This window comes from Cyanobium sp. BA20m-14, from assembly GCF_024346295.1.
Map to the genome: position 1 here is coordinate 1 of NZ_JAGQCR010000030.1, position 19871 is coordinate 19871.

26 protein-coding genes and 1 pseudogene are annotated in these 19871 nt (G+C 62.1%); 14 read left to right on the forward strand and 13 right to left on the reverse strand.

The window, feature by feature from the left end; translation table 11 throughout:
* Positions 1-199 (forward strand): DNA helicase UvrA (locus KBZ07_RS04625; protein WP_254930513.1); only part of this gene is annotated, 199 nt, incomplete at its 5' end.
* A gap of 159 nt (positions 200-358) precedes the next feature.
* Positions 359-505, forward strand: coding sequence for a hypothetical protein (locus tag KBZ07_RS04630; protein ID WP_254930514.1), 147 nt, complete (start codon positions 359-361; stop codon positions 503-505).
* Positions 506-609: 104 nt separating this feature from the next.
* On the opposite strand, the gene KBZ07_RS04635 is transcribed toward KBZ07_RS04630, so the two are convergent.
* Positions 610-1596: an LCP family protein gene (locus KBZ07_RS04635; RefSeq protein WP_254930515.1), complete on the reverse strand. Its 987-nt coding sequence runs from the start codon at positions 1594-1596 to the stop codon at positions 610-612.
* Positions 1597-1717: 121 nt separating this feature from the next.
* On the opposite strand from KBZ07_RS04635, the gene KBZ07_RS04640 reads away from it, so the two are divergent.
* The gene (locus tag KBZ07_RS04640) at positions 1718-1879 is read left to right on the forward strand and encodes a cytochrome B6 (protein WP_254930516.1); all 162 of its coding nucleotides are present in this window, start codon (positions 1718-1720) and stop codon (positions 1877-1879) included.
* A gap of 23 nt (positions 1880-1902) precedes the next feature.
* Here the strand turns inward: KBZ07_RS04640 and KBZ07_RS04645 are convergent, their stop codons facing one another.
* The 3 genes from KBZ07_RS04645 to KBZ07_RS04655 are packed head-to-tail and all read right to left on the reverse strand — an operon-like array spanning position 1903 to position 3529.
* Positions 1903-2139 carry a hypothetical protein gene (locus KBZ07_RS04645; RefSeq protein ID WP_254930517.1) on the reverse strand — a complete coding sequence of 79 codons (237 nt, stop codon included), beginning with the start codon at positions 2137-2139 and terminating at the stop codon, positions 1903-1905.
* Between the two features lie 23 nt (positions 2140-2162).
* Positions 2163-3218 carry a phospho-N-acetylmuramoyl-pentapeptide-transferase gene (mraY, locus tag KBZ07_RS04650; RefSeq protein WP_254930518.1) on the reverse strand — a complete coding sequence of 352 codons (1056 nt, stop codon included), beginning with the start codon at positions 3216-3218 and terminating at the stop codon, positions 2163-2165.
* A 35-nt stretch (positions 3219-3253) separates the two neighbouring features.
* Positions 3254-3529: a DUF3134 domain-containing protein gene (locus KBZ07_RS04655; RefSeq protein ID WP_254930519.1), complete on the reverse strand. Its 276-nt coding sequence runs from the start codon at positions 3527-3529 to the stop codon at positions 3254-3256.
* Between the two features lie 61 nt (positions 3530-3590).
* On the opposite strand from KBZ07_RS04655, the gene KBZ07_RS04660 reads away from it, so the two are divergent.
* Positions 3591-3800, forward strand: a complete 210-nt coding sequence (locus KBZ07_RS04660) for a hypothetical protein (RefSeq protein ID WP_254930520.1) — start codon at positions 3591-3593, stop codon at positions 3798-3800.
* A 16-nt stretch (positions 3801-3816) separates the two neighbouring features.
* Positions 3817-5019 carry an argininosuccinate synthase gene (locus tag KBZ07_RS04665; RefSeq protein ID WP_254930521.1) on the forward strand — a complete coding sequence of 401 codons (1203 nt, stop codon included), beginning with the start codon at positions 3817-3819 and terminating at the stop codon, positions 5017-5019.
* On the opposite strand, the gene KBZ07_RS04670 is transcribed toward KBZ07_RS04665, so the two are convergent.
* The 4 genes from KBZ07_RS04670 to KBZ07_RS04685 form a co-directional block, all read right to left on the reverse strand.
* Positions 5016-5399, reverse strand: coding sequence for a hypothetical protein (locus KBZ07_RS04670; protein ID WP_254930522.1), 384 nt, complete (start codon positions 5397-5399; stop codon positions 5016-5018). The two genes, KBZ07_RS04665 and KBZ07_RS04670, sit on opposite strands and share 4 nt — an antisense overlap.
* Positions 5400-5457: 58 nt before the next feature.
* Positions 5458-5820, reverse strand: a complete 363-nt coding sequence (rpsF, locus tag KBZ07_RS04675; RefSeq protein ID WP_254930523.1) for a 30S ribosomal protein S6 — start codon at positions 5818-5820, stop codon at positions 5458-5460.
* A gap of 77 nt (positions 5821-5897) precedes the next feature.
* A complete protein-coding gene (locus tag KBZ07_RS04680; protein ID WP_254930524.1) occupies positions 5898-6359 on the reverse strand; it encodes a Tic20 family protein in 462 nt (153 codons plus the stop codon).
* Between the two features lie 28 nt (positions 6360-6387).
* Positions 6388-7317: a shikimate dehydrogenase gene (locus tag KBZ07_RS04685; RefSeq protein ID WP_254930525.1), complete on the reverse strand. Its 930-nt coding sequence runs from the start codon at positions 7315-7317 to the stop codon at positions 6388-6390.
* A 112-nt stretch (positions 7318-7429) separates the two neighbouring features.
* Here KBZ07_RS04685 and dnaK point away from each other — a divergent pair, with 112 nt between their 5' ends.
* Entirely contained in the window at positions 7430-9340 is a 1911-nt protein-coding gene (gene dnaK, locus KBZ07_RS04690) for a molecular chaperone DnaK (RefSeq protein ID WP_254930526.1), read from the forward strand.
* A 33-nt stretch (positions 9341-9373) separates the two neighbouring features.
* On the opposite strand, the gene pstS is transcribed toward dnaK, so the two are convergent.
* The 3 genes from pstS to psbQ are packed head-to-tail and all read right to left on the reverse strand — an operon-like array spanning position 9374 to position 12030.
* Complete coding sequence (gene pstS, locus KBZ07_RS04695) at positions 9374-10372, reverse strand: phosphate ABC transporter substrate-binding protein PstS (protein WP_396123921.1); 999 nt, start codon at positions 10370-10372, stop codon at positions 9374-9376.
* A gap of 21 nt (positions 10373-10393) precedes the next feature.
* The gene (locus KBZ07_RS04700; RefSeq protein WP_254930528.1) at positions 10394-11473 is read right to left on the reverse strand and encodes an FAD-binding oxidoreductase; all 1080 of its coding nucleotides are present in this window, start codon (positions 11471-11473) and stop codon (positions 10394-10396) included.
* 35 nt (positions 11474-11508) lie between these two features.
* On the reverse strand, positions 11509-12030 hold the full coding sequence (gene psbQ / locus KBZ07_RS04705; RefSeq protein ID WP_254930529.1) for a photosystem II protein PsbQ: 522 nt from the start codon (positions 12028-12030) through the stop codon (positions 11509-11511).
* Positions 12031-12168: 138 nt separating this feature from the next.
* On the opposite strand from psbQ, the gene purU reads away from it, so the two are divergent.
* Complete coding sequence (gene purU / locus KBZ07_RS04710; protein ID WP_254930530.1) at positions 12169-13041, forward strand: formyltetrahydrofolate deformylase; 873 nt, start codon at positions 12169-12171, stop codon at positions 13039-13041.
* On the opposite strand, the gene KBZ07_RS04715 is transcribed toward purU, so the two are convergent.
* Entirely contained in the window at positions 12992-14578 is a 1587-nt protein-coding gene (locus KBZ07_RS04715) for a radical SAM protein (protein ID WP_254930531.1), read from the reverse strand. The two genes, purU and KBZ07_RS04715, sit on opposite strands and share 50 nt — an antisense overlap.
* Before the next feature lie 156 nt (positions 14579-14734).
* Between KBZ07_RS04715 and KBZ07_RS04720 the strand changes: the two are divergent.
* The 7 genes and pseudogenes from KBZ07_RS04720 to KBZ07_RS04750 all read left to right on the forward strand — a co-directional run.
* A pseudogene (locus KBZ07_RS04720) lies at positions 14735-14890 on the forward strand (DUF4160 domain-containing protein); the annotation flags it as partial.
* A gap of 10 nt (positions 14891-14900) precedes the next feature.
* Positions 14901-15242: a DUF2442 domain-containing protein gene (locus tag KBZ07_RS04725; RefSeq protein WP_254930532.1), complete on the forward strand. Its 342-nt coding sequence runs from the start codon at positions 14901-14903 to the stop codon at positions 15240-15242.
* A 5-nt stretch (positions 15243-15247) separates the two neighbouring features.
* On the forward strand, positions 15248-15631 hold the full coding sequence (locus KBZ07_RS04730) for a type II toxin-antitoxin system HicB family antitoxin (RefSeq protein ID WP_254930533.1): 384 nt from the start codon (positions 15248-15250) through the stop codon (positions 15629-15631).
* 267 nt (positions 15632-15898) lie between these two features.
* A complete protein-coding gene (locus tag KBZ07_RS04735; RefSeq protein ID WP_254930534.1) occupies positions 15899-16873 on the forward strand; it encodes a linear amide C-N hydrolase in 975 nt (324 codons plus the stop codon).
* 364 nt (positions 16874-17237) lie between these two features.
* Positions 17238-17495, forward strand: coding sequence for a ribbon-helix-helix protein, CopG family (locus tag KBZ07_RS04740; protein ID WP_254930535.1), 258 nt, complete (start codon positions 17238-17240; stop codon positions 17493-17495).
* A 2-nt stretch (positions 17496-17497) separates the two neighbouring features.
* The gene (locus tag KBZ07_RS04745) at positions 17498-17905 is read left to right on the forward strand and encodes a type II toxin-antitoxin system VapC family toxin (RefSeq protein ID WP_254930536.1); all 408 of its coding nucleotides are present in this window, start codon (positions 17498-17500) and stop codon (positions 17903-17905) included.
* 326 nt (positions 17906-18231) lie between these two features.
* Complete coding sequence (locus KBZ07_RS04750) at positions 18232-19203, forward strand: glycosyltransferase family 4 protein (protein WP_254930537.1); 972 nt, start codon at positions 18232-18234, stop codon at positions 19201-19203.
* A 406-nt stretch (positions 19204-19609) separates the two neighbouring features.
* On the opposite strand, the gene KBZ07_RS04755 is transcribed toward KBZ07_RS04750, so the two are convergent.
* Positions 19610-19871, reverse strand: a 262-nt coding sequence (locus tag KBZ07_RS04755; RefSeq protein WP_254930538.1) for a hypothetical protein, incomplete at its 5' end; no start/stop codon positions are given.

Consider the following 19871-nt stretch of genomic DNA (forward strand, 5'->3'; position numbering starts at 1 on the left):
GATCCTGGTGATTGAGCACAACCTCGATGTGATCCGCTGTGCTGACTGGATCGTGGATCTGGGCCCAGAAGGGGGCGACAAGGGGGGCGAGATCGTGGTTTGTGGCACTCCTGAGGAGGTCGCAGAGCATCCCACCAGTCATACGGGCAGGTATCTCAAGCAGGTGCTGGAGCAGCATCCGGCCAAACGGCTACTGTGAGACGGTACTTATTTTCTTTGGCTGATGGCTTACATCCTTACCCATTTCTGGCCAGGTGCGACGGAACAGCAGTATTGGGATGAAGTCGCAGCTGTTCATCCAAAAGGTGGCTAGCCAAAGGGGCAGCTCCATCACGCAGCTGGAGCAGTCGATGGTGGTGTGTTGATTGTGGCAATTTGGGACTCCAAGGAGTCATCGGATCGCTTCGTTGCCGACGTGCTGATGGCCCATGTGCCTGAACCTGGTGGTTTCTCCGGCAAGCCGGAGCAGCGGGGCGCTGAATGCTTTAATTTTCTTTCTCAATGATCCGACCTTTGATCGGGGAAATTCTCGTTTTGGGAGCATAAATAAGCTCCCTTTTCTTTGAAACGTATTGATATCCCCCAGGGTCTCGTTGAACCCAGGGCGGATCAGGGTTCCGGTTCCTGGCTGGCAATACCGGCATATTCGCTATTGGCGTCGGGCATCCAGTAGCTCAGATCGTTGTGCCAGAACAGCCGGCCGGGTAACTGGCCGGTGCTGAGCTTGGTGCTGGCCATGGCCGTTACCAGCTGGCCCAGCTCCAGAGGGGAGAGATCGGTCTTGATGTCGTTGCCGGCAACCTTGAGCAGCTCGGGCAGGCGGGTCAGGGTGGCTGGCTGGGCTAGCTTGCGAAAGACCTCAGCGAGCACGAGTTTCTGCCGCTCCATTCGGCCCAGGTCACCCAGTTCGTCGTGGCGGAAGCGCAGGAAACCCTCGAGCTGCTCCCCCCTGAGCACCTGGCGGCCCGGATAGAGGTCGATGTAGAGGTTCTGGGCGTTGTCGACGTAGTACATCCGCTTGGGCACATCCACTTCGACGCCACCGAGGGCTGCCGCCAGGTGCTCCACCGCCCGCAGGTTCACCCGCACATAGCGATCTACCGGCGCGTCCAGCAGGCTGGCGATTTCCTGCTTAAGAGCATCCATGCCGCCGAAGGCGTAAAGGGCATTGGCCTTGACGATGCCGAATTCGCTCGACTCCACGAAGGTGTCCCGGGGCACCTGGGTGAGCTGGGTGGTGCCGTCCTTGAGCTGCACCGTGAACATCACATCGGTGTTTTCGCCGACCTTGTCGGTGCCGATCACCAGGATGCGACGGTTGGCGAAGGCGAAGGGGTTGATCAGCCCGCTGAGCTGCTGGGGCCCATGCAGCAGGGCGGCCATGGCTCCCGTGGCCAGCTGGGGCAGTGGGCCAGCCAGGCCGTAGCCCAGGGCAATTCCAAGGGCAAAGGGCACCAGGGGCGGCCGGCGCCGTTTGGAGGCCACGGTTGGCTTGGCCGGTTGGGGTGATTTGCGGCGGCTGCGCAGGTCGGTCACCCCAGGCGCGCTGCGGCTGTCGCCGTCGCTGCGACGCTGGCGGAGTGGGACCTGGCTCATGGTTTCTTTTGCTGAATGCACCATAAGGGCCAAATCCCTTGCCCACCAGGCGCTGAGGGCCGCAACGATGGTTGGCACCCGGCACAATCAGAGTGGTTTACTTCTATCCAGGGACACGCAGATGGGTTGGCCGTTGGGTTTCAGCACAGCCGGCGACGCGGCCAATGGATTGCTGTTTGGCTGGGACATTGCCACATTGCAGAAATGGGCCCTGATCTACCTGGGTCTTTCCTCCCTGGCCTTTGTGGTGGTGTGGGTGGTGGGTTATCTGCGGCGCAACTGATCCCCAGGTTGGGCCTTGCCAGCTCAGTTCAGCAGGGTGAGCTGGCGCACGGGGGATTCCTCGTTGATGAAGCCGTAGGCCTCAAATACGCTGGGATCGGGGTGGGTGATGTGTTGGCCGTCGCTGTGCCGTTCAAGCTGGAAACCTTCGGCAGCCATGCGGCGCATTAGGCCCGCCGCCTCTTCAAAGCGGGCGGCCATGGCTGAGAGGCTGGCGCAGTCTGAGCTGAGGCCGGTGTCCTTCCAGGTGAAGTAGGCCATGGGATCGGGGGAGGGGGCAGGGTTCAGGGCAGCAGCACCAAACCCAGTCCCACCAGTAGCAGGCTGGCGATCCAGAAACGGATCACGACGGTTTGCTCGCCCAGCCCCCCCAGCTCGAAGTGGTGGTGCAGCGGGGCCATCTTGAACAGGCGCCGGCCCTGGCCGGTGGCTGGGTCTTTGGTGGCCTTGAACACCCACACCTGCAGGATCACCGACAGCGATTCCGCCAGGAACACCCCACCCATCAGCAACAGTGGCCAGAGGCTGTTGGCAAGCAGGGCCACGGCACTGAGGGCTGCCCCCATCGCCAGGGAACCGGTGTCGCCCATGAACAGCCGGGCCGGGTGGCGGTTGTGGGCCAGAAAGCCCAGCCAGCAGCCGGCCATCGCGGCGCAGAAGCCCGCCAGGGAGGCATCGCCCCCGTGGCCGCGCAGCATCAGTTGCAGCCCCATGCCTGTGAACACCACGGCGCCACAGCCTGCCGCCAGGCCGTCGAGCCCATCGGTGAGGTTGGTGGCGTTGCTTTCGGCCATGAAGACAAACAGGCCCAGGGGCCAGATCAGCAAGCCGATCGGCAGTACCCAACCCAGGGGCAGGGCGATGTCCCCAGCGTCGGCCCCGCCCAGCCACTGGCCCAGGCCAGCCCAGATCAGAAACAGAGTGGCCGCAAGGGCCTGGAGCAGCAGCTTGGCCCGGGCGCTCAGGCCCTTGTTGGTCTGGCGGGTGAGGCTGCGCCAGTCGTCAATGGCGCCGATGGCCATGAAGGCCAGGGTGACGGCCGCCACCGCCACCAGGCGCGGATCGCCTGGTGCGATCAGGCCGCCCACCAGGACGCCCACGGGCACCACCAGCAGGCCCCCCATGGTGGGAGTGCCAGCCTTGCTCCTGTGGCCCTGGGGACCATCTTCCCGGATCACCTGGCCAAGTTTGAGCCGCTGCAGCCGCGGCACCCCCCAGGCGGTTACGCCCCCACTGACCAGGGCGGCCAGCAGCAGCGGCGCGGAGAGCTGAAGGGAGCGGCTGTGCCAGTCGCTCAACAGACAGGCCAGAAGCAGGATGCCGCCGAGCAGTAAGGCCATGGGCTGACTGCCGGAACCTGGGGACACCACCAACTTCAGTCTTCCCAGTTTTCGTCCTGTTGTTCGTCGTCCTTGTTGTAGTCCTCTTTCTCACCCATCAATGCCGAGAGTTCCTCCTCTTCCACCGTGCTCACGTCGGTGCTGGCGGTTTCCTCGTCAGCCACCAGGCGCCCGCTGCTCTCCAGCCAGCTCAGCAGGTCGGGCTCATCTCGCAGGGGCAGCACCGGTGCCGGCTCGCTGCGGCCGTAGCGCGTCAGCGAAGGGTTGATGCTGTCGAGCCGGCTACTGCCACTGGTTGCCAGGTTGCTCATGAAGGGGGGCTGCGCTTGACAAGTCCAATCCATCACCATAGCGGTGTAAAGGATGGAATTCATGAAACTGGCTGGAGTGGCGCGCCTCTGGAGCCTGGCCCTGGCCCTCAGTGCCCTGCTGGCTGCAGCGGGTCAGCGCTGGCCGGCGCCCCTGCCCCTGCAACCTGCCCTGGTGTGGTTGTTGGTGCTTCTGCCGCCGCTGGCCCTGGGGCTGTGGTTGCTCACCCACTGGCCCCTGCCCGACCCCGACAGGGGAGAATCGAACGACTGAGCACGGGAGTGGCTGGATGGGTCGGGCTAAGAAGGCGGTGCTGGCCTATTCCGGCGGGGTGGACACCAGCGTCTGCATCCCCTATCTGAAGCAGGAATGGGGAGTGGAGGAGGTGATTACCTTCGCCGCCGACCTGGGCCAGGGGGACGAGCTCGAGCCGATTCGCCGCAAGGCGCTCGAATCCGGCGCCAGCCAGTCGATTGTGACTGACCTGATCGAACCCTTCATCACCGAATTCGCCTTCCCGGCGATCCGGGCCAATGCTCTCTATGAGGGGCGCTATCCCCTCAGCACGGCCCTGGCCAGGCCCCTGATTGCCCGCCGGCTGGTGGAGATCGCCCGGGAACTGGGGGCCGATGCGGTGGCCCACGGCTGCACCGGTAAGGGCAACGACCAGGTGCGTTTCGATGTGACCATCGGCGCCCTGGCCCCCGATCTCAAGGTGCTCACGCCGGCGCGGGAGTGGGGCATGAGCCGGGAGGAAACGATCGCCTACGGCGAGCGCTGCGGCATCCCCTCGCCGGTGAGCAAGAAGTCGCCCTATTCGATCGACCTCAACCTGCTGGGCCGCTCGATCGAGGCCGGCTCCCTCGAAGACCCCAACGTGGAGCCGCCCGAGGAGATCTACGCCCTCACCGTGAGTGTGGACGCGGCTCCGGATCAGGCCCAGCTGGTGGAGATCGGTTTTGAGCAGGGCAACCCGGTGAGCATCGATGGGGTGCGCCTCGATCCGGTGGACCTGATCCGCCGCGCCAACGCCCTGGCCGGCAGCCATGGCTTCGGCCGGCTCGACATGATCGAGAACCGGGTTGTGGGCATCAAGAGCCGGGAGATCTACGAAACCCCTGGGCTGCTGCTGCTGATCAAGGCCCACCAGGAGCTCGAGAGCCTCACCCTGGCGGCCGATGTGCTGCGCAGCAAGCGCCAGCTCGAGCAGCAGTGGGCCGACCTGGTGTATCAGGGCCTCTGGTATGGGCCGCTCAAGGACGCCATCGATGGCTTCATCGACCGGACCCAGATCGCGGTCAATGGCACCGTGCGGATTAGGCTTCACAAGGGCAACGCCACCGTGGTGGGGCGCAGCAGTAGCAGCGACAGCCTCTACGTGCCCTCCATGGCCACCTACGACGCCGGCGATCAGTTCGACCACCGGGCTGCCGAGGGCTTCATCTATGTGTGGGGCCTGCCCACCCGCCTCTGGGCTGCCCGCCGGCGCTAGTCAGCACTTCTCTGGTCAGGCTGGCTCTGGTCAAGTTGGCTGTGGTCAGCCAGTCCAAAGGCGTGGCGCAGGGCCCGGCGCAGCCGGGGTCTTTCCTGTTGCTGCGGCAGCAGCACTGGTTGGTGGGGAGCCGCGCCGACGCCAGGTTGGAGTTGATGCAGGTGTTGACGCAGCACAGTGTTTTCGCTGAGCAGTCGCTGTTGCTGCTCGAGCAGGGGCTGCAGCCGCTGCCGGAATTTGTTCTCAAAAACGCTGGGGAGGTCTTCGAGCAGGGCCTGCATCGCCTGCAGCTCCTCCCGGGTTCTGGCCAGCTCCCGCTCCAGTTGCTGGGCAGATAGCCCCAGCGTATCCGGTTCGATTTGGCTGGGATCCGGCTCCATGGCCCGAGGTTACGCTTGCGCGGCAAGCATTACAAGCTGGGCCAGATCCCGGGCCGAATCACACTGCTGCCGGTTCTATCGGGACAGCTTCGCTGGCGGCCCCTGGCAGGGTGCGGGGAGCGGGCATGGGCCCATCCTGCTTGACGGTGAGATAGCGAATCACGTCCTCGGAGAGCCGCATCGCCCGCTCGAGTGGGCCCACCTGTTGGCCGTCGCCATTGTGGTTGAGCTGGACGTAGATGCCTTCGCGGTGCTTGGCGATCGTGTAGGCGAGCCGGCGCTTGCCGCGCATCTGGCAATCCAGCACCTCGCCGCCGGATTCGGTGACCAGATCGCGGTACTTGGTGACATGGCTCTCCACCTCTTCCTCCGGAATGTCCGGGCGAAGGATGTACATGGTCTCGTAATAGGGCTGCGTCATGGTCGCTTGGAGTTGGCGCCTCAGGGCTTGGGGCAGCGGCCAGCAGGCTGGGGCCCACCGGCGACGGATCCAACACCCTACAGCTGCATTCGCACCGCCTCAGACAGGCTGGGAATGTCGGCCTCCTTGCCCCGCAGGTTTTGAACCACCGCGAAGGAAACCAGCACCAGGGCGCCTAAGAAGACCGTGTTGCTGAGGGTCTTGCCGATGAAGTCGAGGGAATTGAGCTGGAGCACCTGAAAGGCCAGGCTGATCAGCACTATCACGATGTCCACCAGGATCGCCTGGAGCACGTTGAAGCGGATCAGGTAGGGCACCCTGCTGTTGCGCACCACCGCCAGGAACAGCACCAAGAACAGCACTAGGCCGCCAAAGGGCACCGCCTGCTCCAGCAGGGCGATGGGCAGGATCGGCACCCCCAGCCACTGCAGGGCCGGGAACAGGCCAAACAGGTTGCGGCCGAAGGGGAAGGCGTCGCTCCAGGGCAGCAGGTAGGCCAGGGCTGCCAGCAGCCTTTGCCAGATCGGGGGAGCCTGCATGGCCTCGATAGTGCCGGATTCGCCAAGGCTAAGGGCCGTTGTCTGGCGGGGAGAGTTGGGCCAGGGCCGCGGCCCGCATCGCCGCCACCGGCACGGCGTCGATACCGCTCCACTGGCGCAGGGCGGCGGCCCCCTGTTGCACCAGCATCTCCAGGCCGTCCAGGGCTTCGCAGCCCCGGGCGGCAGCGGCCGCGAGCAGGGCCGTGGGTCGGGGGGTGTAGATCAGGTCGTAGATGCAGGTTTGCGGCTGCAGCGACTCCAGCTCGACGGGGCTGAGTGGGCAGCGACTGGCGGCCCCTGGGTCGCTGGCGGAGGCCATGCCCACCGGAGTGGTGTTGACCACCAGGCTGGCCTCGGCCAGCGCGCCCTCCAGTCCGGTGCTTTGGCAGGGCTGGGTGCTTTGGGTTTGCCAGGTGAGCGCCTCGAGCTGGGGTGCCCAGCTGCGACAGCTGGCCAGCAGGGCCTGCTGCCTGGCGGCGTTGCGGCCAGCCACCTCAATGCTGCCGCAACCCAGCTCCACCAGGGCGGCCACCACGGCCCGGGCACTGCCGCCGCAGCCCAGCACCACGGCTCGCTTGCCCTGCCAGTTGCGCCCGCCGGCACGCAGGGGAGCCAGGAAACCAGCCACATCGGTGTTGTCGCCCCGCCAGCCCCCCTGCGGATCGCGCACCAGGGTGTTCACCGCGCCCAGCCGCTCGGCCAGGGGTGAGAGGGTGCGGCACAGCCCGGCAACGGCTTGCTTGTGGGGCAGGGTGACGTTGAGGCCGCGGCAATCGACGGCTTCCAGCCCCCGCAACACTGCCTCCAGCTGGTCGGCGGCGGCGGGCAGGGCCAGGTACACCCAGTCGAGGCCCAGCTCCGCCAGGGCGGCGTTCTGCATGGCCGGCGAGAGGGAATGGTGCACCGGGTTCCCCAGAACCCCAGCCAGGGCAGTGTGTCCGGAAATCGATGGGGTCATGGCGAAAGGGGCGGTGCTTGGGCCTGTTCGGGAACCACCCCTCGCCTGGAAAGGCCCTGGTTGCTGAAGATGTTTCCAGATCGTTTCATTCACCGCAAGGAGGTGGGAATCCATGGGCAAGGTTGTTGGTATTGACCTCGGCACTACGAATAGCTGTGTCGCCGTGATGGAGGGCGGCAAGCCAACTGTGATAGCCAACGCCGAAGGGTTCCGCACGACCCCTTCCGTGGTGGCCTACACCAAAAACCAAGATCAGTTGGTGGGCCAGATCGCCAAGCGCCAGGCGGTGATGAATCCCGAGAACACTTTCTATTCGGTCAAGCGCTTCATCGGCCGTCGGGTCGACGAGGTCAACGAAGAGTCGAAGGAAGTGAGCTATGGCGTCGAGAAGGCGGGCTCTAACGTCAAGGTGAAGTGCCCGGTGCTGAACAAGCAGTTCGCCCCCGAGGAGGTGAGTGCCCAGGTGCTGCGCAAGCTGGCGGAAGACGCCGGCAAATACCTCGGTGAAACCGTCACCCAGGCGGTGATCACCGTTCCCGCCTATTTCAACGACTCCCAGCGCCAGGCCACCAAGGATGCCGGCAAGATCGCCGGCCTCGAGGTGCTGCGCATCATCAACGAGCCCACCGCGGCGGCCCTGGCCTACGGCCTCGACCGCAAGAGCAATGAGCGCATCCTGGTGTTCGACCTGGGCGGCGGCACCTTCGACGTGTCGGTGCTGGAAGTGGGGGATGGCGTGTTCGAAGTGCTCTCCACCTCCGGTGACACCCACCTGGGCGGCGATGACTTCGACAAGGTGATCGTCGACTATCTGGCTGACAGTTTCAAGGCCAATGAGGGCATTGACCTGCGCCAGGACAAGCAGGCCCTGCAGCGCCTCACCGAGGCTGCCGAGAAGGCCAAGATCGAGCTCTCCAGTGCCACCCAGAGCGAGATCAACCTGCCGTTCATCACCGCCACTCCCGAGGGCCCCAAGCACCTCGACCTCAACCTCACCCGCGCCAAGTTTGAAGAGCTGGCCTCCAAGCTGATTGATCGCTGCAGGGTGCCGGTGGAGCAGGCCCTCAAGGACGCCAAGCTCAAGTCGGCCGAACTCGATGAGATCGTGATGGTGGGCGGTTCCACCCGCATCCCCGCGGTGTTGGAGCTGGTCAAGCGGGTCACCGGCAAGGACCCCAACCAGACTGTCAACCCTGACGAGGTAGTGGCCGTGGGAGCAGCCATCCAGGGTGGCGTCCTGGCCGGTGAGGTGAAGGACATCCTGCTGCTGGATGTCACACCGCTCTCCCTGGGGGTGGAAACCCTCGGTGGGGTGATGACCAAGATGATCACCCGCAACACCACTATCCCCACCAAGAAGTCGGAGACCTACTCCACGGCGGTGGACGGCCAGACCAACGTGGAGATCCACGTGCTCCAGGGCGAGCGCGAGATGGCCAGCGACAACAAGTCGCTCGGCACCTTCCGCCTCGACGGCATCCCGCCTGCTCCCCGGGGTGTGCCCCAGATCGAAGTCACCTTCGACATCGACGCCAACGGCATCCTCAGCGTCACCGCCAAGGACAAGGGCAGCGGCAAGGAGCAGAGCATCTCGATCACCGGCGCTTCCACCCTCAGTGAAAACGAGGTGGAGAAGATGGTGAAGGATGCGGAAACCAACGCCAGCGTCGACAAGGAGAAGCGCGAGCGTATCGACACCAAGAACCAGGCCGAAACCCTCGTTTACCAGGCCGAAAAGCAACTTGGCGAGCTGGGCGACAAGGTGGGTGCCGAGGACAAGGCCAAGGTGGAGGCTTCCTCCACCAAGCTCAAGGAGGCCATTGCCAAGGACGATTTCGACACCATGAAGTCGGAACTCGAAACCCTGCAACAGGCCCTCTATGCCGCCGGTGCCGCCGTCTACCAGCAGGCCGGCGCGGCCGGAGCCACCCCTAGTGGCAACGGCAACGCTGCCGCCAGCGATGGGGCCAGCGGCGCGGCCAGTGACGACGTGATCGACGCCGAGTTCACCGAGAGCAAATAGGGCCCTAGGGCTTGATGAAGTGGGAGCCTGGCCTCAGGCTCCCACGCCGGCCAGGGCTGCCTTCGCCTTGGTGACAACGCCCGCTGGTAGTGGGATGTAGCCGAGCCCAGGGGCCTGGCGCTGGGCGCCATCGCTGAGGGCGTAATTGATCGTGCGCTGAAGGGCGGCAAGTTTTGCGCCGTTGCCGCTCCTGTAGAGCAGCACCCAGGTGAAGGTAACGATCGGGTAGCCGGCGCTGGGATTCGGATCGCTGCCGGTGAGATCGGCTCCAAGGTCGATTGTGGCCAGGGCCTGGCTGGCAGCGGCAGCATCGGGTAGGGCAAAGCTGCCGCTGCGGTTTGCGATGGCGGCGGCTTGCAGCACGCCCCGCACATAGGCCGCTTCCACGTAGCCGATGCTGCCCTTGGTTTGCAGCATGGTGGCGGCGACTCCCTCGTTGCCCTTGGCCCCCACGCCGGTGGGCCAATTCACCGATTTGCCGACGCCGGGCCCGTTCTTCCAGCTGGGGCTGAAGGCGGCCAGGGAATTGGTGAAGTTGTAGGTGGTGCCGGAGCCATCGGAGCGCACCACCACCTGGATTGGTTGGTTGGCGCAGCCGAGCTCCTGGAAGTTGGTGATCTTGCCCTCGAAGATCCGCACCAGTTGGGCCTGGCTGAGCTTGAGGCTGCAGCCGGGCAGGTTGTAGGCAACGGCGATGGCGCCTGCGGTGAGGGGAAGTTGAACCACGCCCCGCTTGACCTTTGCGGCCTCGCCCGCATCTAGAGGTTTGTCACTGGCGGCAAAATCCACCGTGCCTGCTTCAAACTGGCGCACGCCGGCGCCGGAACCCACCGACTGGTAATTGACCCGGATCCGTTTCTTGGCGGCCAGGTCTGCAAACCAGCGCTGGTAGAGCCCCGCCGGAAAGCTTGCTCCTGCTGCCTGCAGGAATTGGCTGGCCCCCCCGCCGGGGGATACGCCGCAACCGCTGAGGTCAACCAATCCTAGGGCTGCCCCCACCATTGCGCGTGAACTAAAACGGATGGGGGCCATAAGGGGCAGGTTAGGGCTTGATTAAGAAGGGGCCTCCAGCTGCTGCGCCACCCACTCCGCCGTCGCTGGCGCCAGCAGCAGGCCGTTGCGGTAGTGGCCGCTGGCCAGCACCAGAGCGGGTTCCAGCTGTTCCAGCAAGGGGGCCGGGCGACCGATCGGGTGGGGCCGGTGGCCCTGCCAGTGCCTGACCAGCTGGGCCTGCCGCAGCCAGGTGGGCGCTGCGCCGCCTAGTTCCCGCAGGGCGGCCAGGGCGTCTGGATCGGCCCGGCAGCCCGGTTCCAGGGTTGCCCCCAGCCACAGCCGCTCGCCCTGGGCTTGGCTGGGGGGGCGTGGCACCAGGTTCATCCCTTGCCACACCACGGCGCCGGGCCAGGCCGGGCTGGGGCCCCAGTGGGTGCCGGGGGGAAGCTCGAGTTCGAGGGCCTGGCCTAGCACCGGCTCCAGGGGCAGGAAGTGATCGAGCGGTTCCAGCAGGCCGGCGCTGGCCACCCCTGCCGAGAGCACCACTGCTTCGGCCTGCAGGGCCTGGCCGGCTTGGGTGTGCACCGTCCACTGGCCGGATCGGCGCTCCAGCCTTGCGGCTGCCTCCCCGCAGGTTTGGATTCCGAGCCGCCGCCCATCTGCCAGCAGCGCCTGTAGGGCCGGGCCAGGATCCAGTTGGCCGTCTGCGGGGGAATAGAGCCCGCTGACGGCCCCATCCGGCAGGGCTGGGCTCAGTTCGGCGAGCCGCTGACGGCTCCAGATCTCCAGCGGGATGGCCTGGCGTTGGCGCTCGGAATGGAGCCGCTGCTGGCGCTCCAGGTCGGTGGGGCTGCTGGCCAGAATCAGGAGACCATGCTGCCACGCCAGCGGCCAGCCCTGCTCCCCCAGCTCCTGGCGCCAGCGGCCCCAGAGGTGCAGGCTGCGCTGGCGCAGCCGCCAGGCCCGGCCACTGCTGCGCTGGAATACGTGGGCCATCACAACCCCAAGGGCGGCCCAGCTGCCTGCTGTTGGATCGGGGGCCCCGTTCAGACAGGGATCGAGCAGCTGCACCTGGTGGCCACGGCCCTGGAGCAGCCAGGCGCAGGAACGGCCCACCAGCCCCGCGCCGATCACAATCACCGAGCGCGGTCTGGTGGCCCTGGGGCTTGGCTGGATCAGGCCTGTTTCAGGTCTTGCTGCACCTGGGCAGGCAGCACCTGGGCGTAGAGGCCGAAGCCACTGGCCACCTTGATGTAGGCCTTGCGCAACTTGTCGCCGTCCTGGAGCTTGGCGGCTTCATCGAGTTGGGCAAAGGCTGTTTTCAGGGCGGTGGCGCGCTTCTCGGCCTCGGGGCGGTCGGCGGGCAGCAGCCTTTGGTTGATGTAGCTCATTTCCCGGCCCACTTCCTGCATCGGGCCGTGGATCAAGTTGGCGGTGAAGACCCAGTTGCGATCATTTACGAGGGCGGCCAACTCGGGCAGGCGGTTGCGGGCTGCCAGGAAGCCCTCCGCCTGCCGCTCGATCAGGGCCAGGTCCTCTGGGCTGATGCTCGGGGGCTTCTTGCCCTGGCTGCCGTCACAGGCGGCCAGGCCCAGGCAGAGCGCCAGGGCCAGGCCAAGGGCGGCCAGCCGGCGCAGCTGCTGGGCCAGGGCACGGATTAGGGCTGGTATCGCGGCGGGTATCTGTGCAAAAACCATTGCAGTCGCCAAGGCCAGGGGTTCGTGGGCCTGAGTGTATCGGGGTTGGCCGGCCCCCTAGAAGGGTCTGTAGTCGCTTGCAATCTGCATCCTGCCGGTGCCTTGAGTGCTACTTCTGCAGTTGAAGGAGCCAGCGCCATGTCTGCCCCCACCGCCATCCTGCAGATGATCTGCCCAGACCAGCCGGGGCTGGTGCGGGAGCTTTCCGGTTGGGTGGCCGCCAACGGCGGCAACATCGTGCACGCCGACCACCACAGCGATCAGGGCGCCGGCCTCTTTTTGAGCCGCATTGAATGGCAGCTGGAGGGTTTTGGGCTGCCGCGGGAGGCGATCTGCCCCACGGCCCGAGCCCTGGCTGAGCGCCTGGACGGCGCCTACAGGGTGAATTTCTCGGATTACCGCCCGGTGGTGGCGATCTTTGTCAGCAAGCAAGACCACGCCCTGCTCGATCTGCTTTGGCGCGTGCGCAGCGGCGAGCTGCCGATGCGGGTGCCGCTGGTGATCGCTAACCATGCCGATCTGGAGCCGATTGCGGCCCAATTCGGGGCGAGCTTTGCCTACCTGCCGGTTTCAGCGGCCAACCGAGAGGAAGGGGAGGCCCGCCAGCTCGAGTTGCTGGCGGAGCATCAGATCGAGCTGGTGATCCTGGCCAAGTACATGCAGGTGCTGACGCCCCGTTTTCTGGCGACGTTCGATTCCCCCGATGCCTTCCACCGGGTGATCAACATCCACCATTCATTCTTGCCGGCCTTTCAAGGGGCCCAGCCCTATCACCGGGCCTGGGAGCGGGGCGTGAAGCTGATCGGCGCCACGGCCCACTACGTCACCGAGGAGCTCGATGGCGGCCCGATCATTGCCCAGTCCACCGTGGCGGTGGGTCACCGTGATGAGGTCGCAGATCTGATTCGGATGGGTCGTGATTGCGAACGGCTCGCCCTGGCCAGGGCCGTGAGGCTGCACCTCAGGCGCCAGGTGATGGTCTATCGGGGTCGCACGGCGGTGTTTGAGTGAGGGCCCCAGCCTGGTGCTGGGCGAGCGTTGCTTTGGGGAGGGGGCCCTCCAGGTGCTCCCAGGGCAGCACGCGCCCCGGGCTCCAGCTGGCATGGATCACCTCCTCCCAGGGGGGCGGGGTTTCGGGGCCGGAGGTTTGCTCCCGCACCCCCCGATAGGCCTGCTTCCAGCCCCCCAGGCTGTCGTGGCGGCCACGGGCGGCGGCGATCACTGGCGCTAGGCGGCGGTCGCTGCGCGACAGCAGCGCCTGGATCACGCTCCAGCCATAGCTCTCGGGGCGCAGCTCGATGCCCTTGGGCTTGAGGCGTTTGGCCAGCAGCTTCAGGCGTTTTTCCGCTTCCGGGCGCACCCCCTGCCATTGGAATGGTGTGTGGGCCTTGGGTACAAAGGTGCTCACCCCCAGGCTCAGCCGCAGCCCTGGGGTGGCCTTTTTCAGATCCAGCAGCAGGGCGGCGGTGGCCTCCACATCGGCGTCTCCTTCGATGGGGAGGCCCACCATGCCGTAGAGCTTCAGACTCGTGAGGCCACCTTCTTTGGCATAGCGGGCTGCTGAGTAGATCTCCTCGCTGCTGAGTTTCTTGTTCACCACCTGGCGCATGCGTTCGCTGCCGCTCTCGATGGCGATCGTGAGCGATTTGCTGCCCCGTTTGGCCAGGATCCGGCCTAGTTCGGGGGTCACGGTGGCGGCCCGCACTGAGCTCACGCTCACCCGGGTGCCCTCGAAGCGATCCTGATCGAGCCAGGCCAGCAGGTCGGCAAATTGGGGGTGCTGGGTCACCGAGGCCCCCAGTAATCCCAGCCGTTGGGTGACGGCCAGGCCCTTTTCCACCGCCGGGATCAGGCCGTCTTCAAGGCTGGGGGTGCGAAAGGGCAGGGTGAGGTAGCTGGCCAGGCAGAAGCGGCACAGCTCCGGACAGCTGCGCACTACCTCCACCATGTGAATCGAGGGCCAGGCCGCCTCCGGGGTGATCACCGCCGAATGGCTCAAAGTGTTGCCGCGCCAGGTTTGTTTTGCCACGGTGGCGGGGACGCCGGCTTGGTTGGGCTCCACTGCCAGCAGCTGGCCATCGCTGGAGTAGCGGGGGGCATAGAGGCTCGGTACGTACACCCCCGGCAGCTGGGCCAGCTGGAGTAGCCGCTCGGTCCGCGGGGCGCCGCGGTGCTGCTGCAGGGCATCGATGAAGGCGGGCAGCAACAGCTCGCCATCGCCCAGCAGCACCACATCAAAAAAGGGCGCCAGGGGCTCGGGGTTGGCGGTGAGCACAGGACCGCCGCCGAACACGATCGGGTCAGCGTCGCCGCGGTCGGCCGCCCAGATCGGGATGCGCTGCTGCTCGAGCAGATCCAGCAGTACCGGCCCATCCAGCTCCCAGCTCAGCGATAGCCCGAACAGGTCGCAGTGGCGATGCGCTGGATCGCCCTGGTCGGTGAATAGGCGCCGCACATCTACATCGGCCCGCTGGGCCAGGCTGGCCCACACCACCTGGTAGCCCAGGCTGGTGATGCCCACGGTGTAAGTGCTGGGGAAGGCCAGCACGGCACGCAAAGCTCCCGCTACCGGTTGGGCGGGTTCAAACAGCAGGGTTTCCTGGTTCAGGTGGGGGGGTCTGGCCGGAAGTGGTCAGTCTGGAGGCTGAGCGGCCGGGTGGCCTGATCCAGCGATACATGGAGGCCCTTCAGCAGGTTTTTCTTCTTCTCCCGAGAGGAAAGCAGTATGCACATTCATGTCAGTCACCCAGATGGTGAGGCGAAGTGCTGGCTCAGACCAAGCATTCAACTTGTTCGCAACATCGGGCTAGGCTCGTCAAAGATTAAAGACGCAGAGCGCATAGGAGAGTCCCGCCAATAAGAGATCACCGATGCCTGGAGCAATCACTTTGGGAACTGAAGTCACGAATTTGTCCAGATATTGCGTCTGGATGCTTATTGATGATGAGGAGCTTGCGCTTCCCTATTCCGAGGCTCTCTGGTTAAAGGAAGCTACGATTCAGCAGATCCTCAACGTCCTGCGACCGACGGCCGACCATCTCTATTGGCCTGATCTTGATGTTGACTTGTCTGTTGAGTCAATACGCCATCCTGAAAACTTTCCGCTTGGCGAAGTAAGGGTCTTCAGCAGACCCCATCCCTCGCCAGATACAGACAAGGGTGCTATTGCTTCAATCCGCAAATGGCTTGAAGAACACGGAGTGACATCATGAATCTTATGAATGTGGATGGCTACCACGCCAAAATTGAGTATGACGAGGTGACGGATCAGTTTCGCGGGGAAATTCTTGGACTGTCTGGAGGTGCGGACTTCTATGGAACTAATCCGGATGAGCTCCGCCGAGAGTTCACAAAGTCATTGCACGTCTTTCTTGAGGTCTGTAAGGAGCAGGGAATAGAGCCCCGCAGACACTATTCTGGCAAATTCAATCTTCGGATTCCACCGGAACTTCACGAAAAATTGGCGATGACTGCGGATGCACAGGGAAAGAGCCTCAATGAGCTTTCTCAAGACGCACTCCAGAGAAGTGTCACGGCATACAGGAACGGATCAAGCCCCTCAAGTGGACTGGCTTCCATCGATTCTCTGCTTGCGATTTAAAGTGCTTGCCTGCAACTTAGTGGCAGCGTTCGAAGGATGTGCGGTCCTTGATGGGAGGCAGCAAGGCACCGTTGTGCTTTCGTAGCCAGGAGGCTACAGTTGAGGAATGGTTGAAGCCCGCCAAACAGGGCGAAGGTTCAGGGCAGGAACGAGCGCCTAATGAGCGGCAATTCTGACGGCAAGAATCACGTTGGGGCCGATGTGTCGGAGTTGCGGATTAAGAACGACTTTGTTCGTATAGTCTACTACCTGTAGATGAGAACCACCTTGTGCTCCCGCATCCTTTGGAACGATAACGGGCTCGCGGTGATCTCCGGCCGCACGATGGACTGGCCGGAGTCCACGCAGCCCGTGCTCACCGTGCTGCCTCGCGGGATGAAGCGCGACGGTGGGATCGCCGATGGCCAGGTGATCGTGAAGGACAACCAGGCCCGCTGGACCTCGAAGTACGGCAGCATGGTGACCACTGTTTACGGGATCGGCACCGCGGACGGTTTCAACGAGCGTGGGCTGGGCGTGCACATGCTGTACCTCAGCGAGACGGACTTCGGACCCCGCAATCCGGCCAAGCCCGGCCTGCATGCGGGACTGTGGTCGCAGTTACTGCTCGACAAGGCGGCCACCGTGACCGAAGCCCTCGCCTTGCTCGATAAAGTCCAGGTGGTGATGGTGGAAACGAATGGCCACAAGGCCACCGTTCACCTGGCGATCGAGGACGCGAACGGCGATTCCGCGATCATCGAGTTCGTCAACGGCAAGAAGGTCGTGCATCACGGCCCTGAGTACCGGATTATGACCAACGACCCGACTTATGATCAACAACTAGTCTTGCTCAAGAAGCAGGACTTCTCAAAACCGAGCAGCGACATGCCGCTCCCCGGCAACGTCAATGCCACCGATCGCTTTCAGCGTGCGGCATACTACGCCGCCATGCTGCCGAAGCCGAAGACCGAGCGAGAAGCGGTGGCCTCGGTGCTCGCCATCGCACGCAACGTCTCGGTGCCGTTCGGCGCTCCCTACAAGGACTTCGGCACTTACAACACCGAGTACCGCACCGCGATGAACTTGACCGACAAGCGCTATTTCTTCGAATTGACGACATCTCCCAACGTGATTTGGGCAGACCTGCGCAAGTTTGAACTCGCTCCAGGATTGCCTGTGATGGTTCTCGATCCCGACAACATCAACCTATCCGGTGACGTCACCGGTAAGTTCCAGAAGGCGGCGAACGCTCCCTTCTGAAGGTTGTCTCGGCTCTTGGCCTGAGGTTGAGCGCCAGTGGGAGACTTGACGCGGAGGCGTCTTGAGCACTGCTGGTGCGGCAAACGTTCGGAATGGCTGCCCGTGAGGAAGCGACACCTTCGAACAAGCCATTGGAGTGGACAGGCCGGCGACGAGTCAGCTTTGATGCCGTATCTCACTACCTGCCACTCAAGGCCAGCGTTCGAAGGATCGGGAAGAGCAGAGCGGAAATGCTCCTTGGTGGAGGCCGCTGCTCTTGGAATAAGCAGATCCTGCAGGCCAATTCCGAGAGAGGCGGTCCATCGATGGTCGTAATACCGTTTGGCACTTGGTAAGATGAATGTGTTCCGGCTGGGTGTTTGCCATGGCTGTGATTTCACTCAAGTTGACCGAAGCCCTTGATGCCCAGCTCACAGATCAGGCTCAGCGTCGTCGGCTGAGCAAGTCTGAGTTGGTTCGACGAGCATTGACTGCCTTCCTCCAGCCCTCACGGCAAGACGTGGAGGGCTCAGCTACACAATCCGCAGGTGATCTGGTGGCCGATCTTGTTGGCTGTTGTGAAGATGGACCAGCTGATCTGTCATCCAACCCTGCTTATCTCTCAGAATTCGGTGCAAATTGATTATGGCGGTGCTGCTGGATACAGGCCCCTGGGTTGCCCTGTTGAGTCGCAGCGACACCCATCACAACTGGGCTGTCGAACAGTTTCGGCTTTACCAGCCCCCACTGCTTAGCTGTGAGGCTGTCGTTGCGGAAACCTGTTTTTTGCTGAAGCGTTCTGGATTTGATCCTTCATTGGCGCTGCAGTTCATTGAGCGAGGGGTTGTGCAATTGCCTTTCGTGCTCCAGGACCAGATTGGCTCCGTGAGTTCACTTTTCAAGCGCTACGAGAATGTGCCCGCTTCTCTTGCTGACGCTGCTTTGATTCGGTTGGCTGAGATCACCGACTTACCATTACTTCTTACTACTGATAGTTGCTTCCATATCTACCGCCGACATGGAAGGCAGATGATTCCTTTGGCCACCCCGTGAATCAGATGGGTTCTGTTGTTGGCATATAGGCCTGCAGATGTTTTTTTGTAGAGGTATGATACTTCGAGCATCCCCCGCCTCGAGCGGGCAAGTTGCCACCAACTCTCAGTTTAGCCACCTCAAGCTGCTTCCCTTTCACTCAGGGGCATGGTTGGAGGGATGCAAGCATGCGTACTTTGCTAGTCATCCTCTTCATGATTGAGATTGGGTCTAAAATCAGATCCTGCACGCGGGCCTAGAAGAACGCGGTCAATGCATTAAGCCCTGCCTGTTGCTGAACTTTGGCATTATTCAGGCCGGCTCTCTAAATACATTAGGGTATTGAATTGGAAGACATTCATCTTTTTAATGGATTTATGAATCCATATGGTGGCAGCGAGCGAGAAACCCTTGCGTTTTATTCACTTCTTAAAAAACATGGTAATGTATATTTATGGGCAACATCTTCCAGGGCGTCAAGGGACCTTCTGAGCTCCTATCCAATTAAAAGGATATCATTGATCAATTGTTCAATTCCAAGAGGGGGTGTGTATATATTCCTTTGTGCACATTGGAGGAATAAGTATTGGACGCTATTTCTTGTTAAGCCAATACGACTCATTTATGTTTTTAATACCTTTCATCCTCGAATTGCAGATTTGATTAAAAAGCATCCATTTTGGTTAAGATGGCCAAAATCTGAAGTGGTCTTGATTTCTAACTTTCAATCAAAAATATTAAATATAAATGGAGTCATACACCCCTCGCCAATTGATATTTCTAGATTTACGGTTCGCGCGAGGAATGAAACCGGTGTATTTACTATTGGCCGACTAAGCCGAGACGACTATCAGAAGCACAACATAGAGGATGTAGAACTCTATAAGAAGTGGCTCGGCCTAGGATACAAAATTTTTATACAGGGAGGTAGTTTTCTAAGGGATCAGCTCCCTAAGCATGGAAACTTATTATTGACGCAAGAAGGCGCAATGCCGGCTGAACGATTTATGAATCAGCTGGACGTTTTTTACTATCGTAGTGGCACTCATGTGGAAACATTTGGTCGCGTTGTATTTGAGGCAATGGCTTCGGGTGTCCCTGTAGTTTTTTTCTACTATGGTGGCTACGCAGAGCACATCCGACATGGTGAAAATGGCTATTTATTTAAAACGAGCCACGAGGCTCAGGAAATTATTCAAATTCTTTATTCTGACGTTGCTTTGAGAAGGAGAATTGGCATGGCGGGCAGGATAACAGTAGAAAAAATGTTTTCAATCAAGGCGGTTAATAAAAGAATGGAATTTTATCAAAAACCATAATAGTCTCTTGAAAAGTGTGATATAATCCGGCTAAGGCAGAAAGTCGCCTATAATATAACTAGTAGGCTGCATGTTTGCCTTAGATCGGCTGGGCTTCTCGGGCGGGCAGCGGTGAGTTTCGAAACTTAAAAATAACAAGCCTGTTCTTTTGAATTCTCTCAGCTGAATCAATGTCAGGCGTCTAGCATGCGACTCGACAAGGACTATGCGCAGGAGCGCAAAAGCAATACAGGATGGTGGAGGGTCTATCCAATGATCTTCTTCGAACTGCTGGTGATGCAATGGCTTTTCAGTTTGAGCGTAGGTGTGGCTTTCCGCTTGTGGTTGATGAAACTGAGCTTCAGGTAAAGGACCGCAGTCCTTTTGAAGGGTTTTTTAACCTAGGCATGTAGAAAGGCCGAATCCCTCACACACCCGCGAGCACCCTGGACTCCTCTTCGCTGCTCACCACTCGGCCACTGTCGCCAAATCCTTCGATTTGATCGAAGTTGAGGTAGCGGTAGAGCTCGGCGCCGTTGGGATCGATCTTTTCGGCGGCGATCTTCAGGTATTCGACCCTCGAAGGAATCTGCCCCAGCTGGGCGCACACCGCCGCTAGTTCGGCGCTGCCCAGGTACACCTGGGCGCCGTTGCCCAGGCGGTTGTTGAAGTTGCGGGTGCTGGTGGAA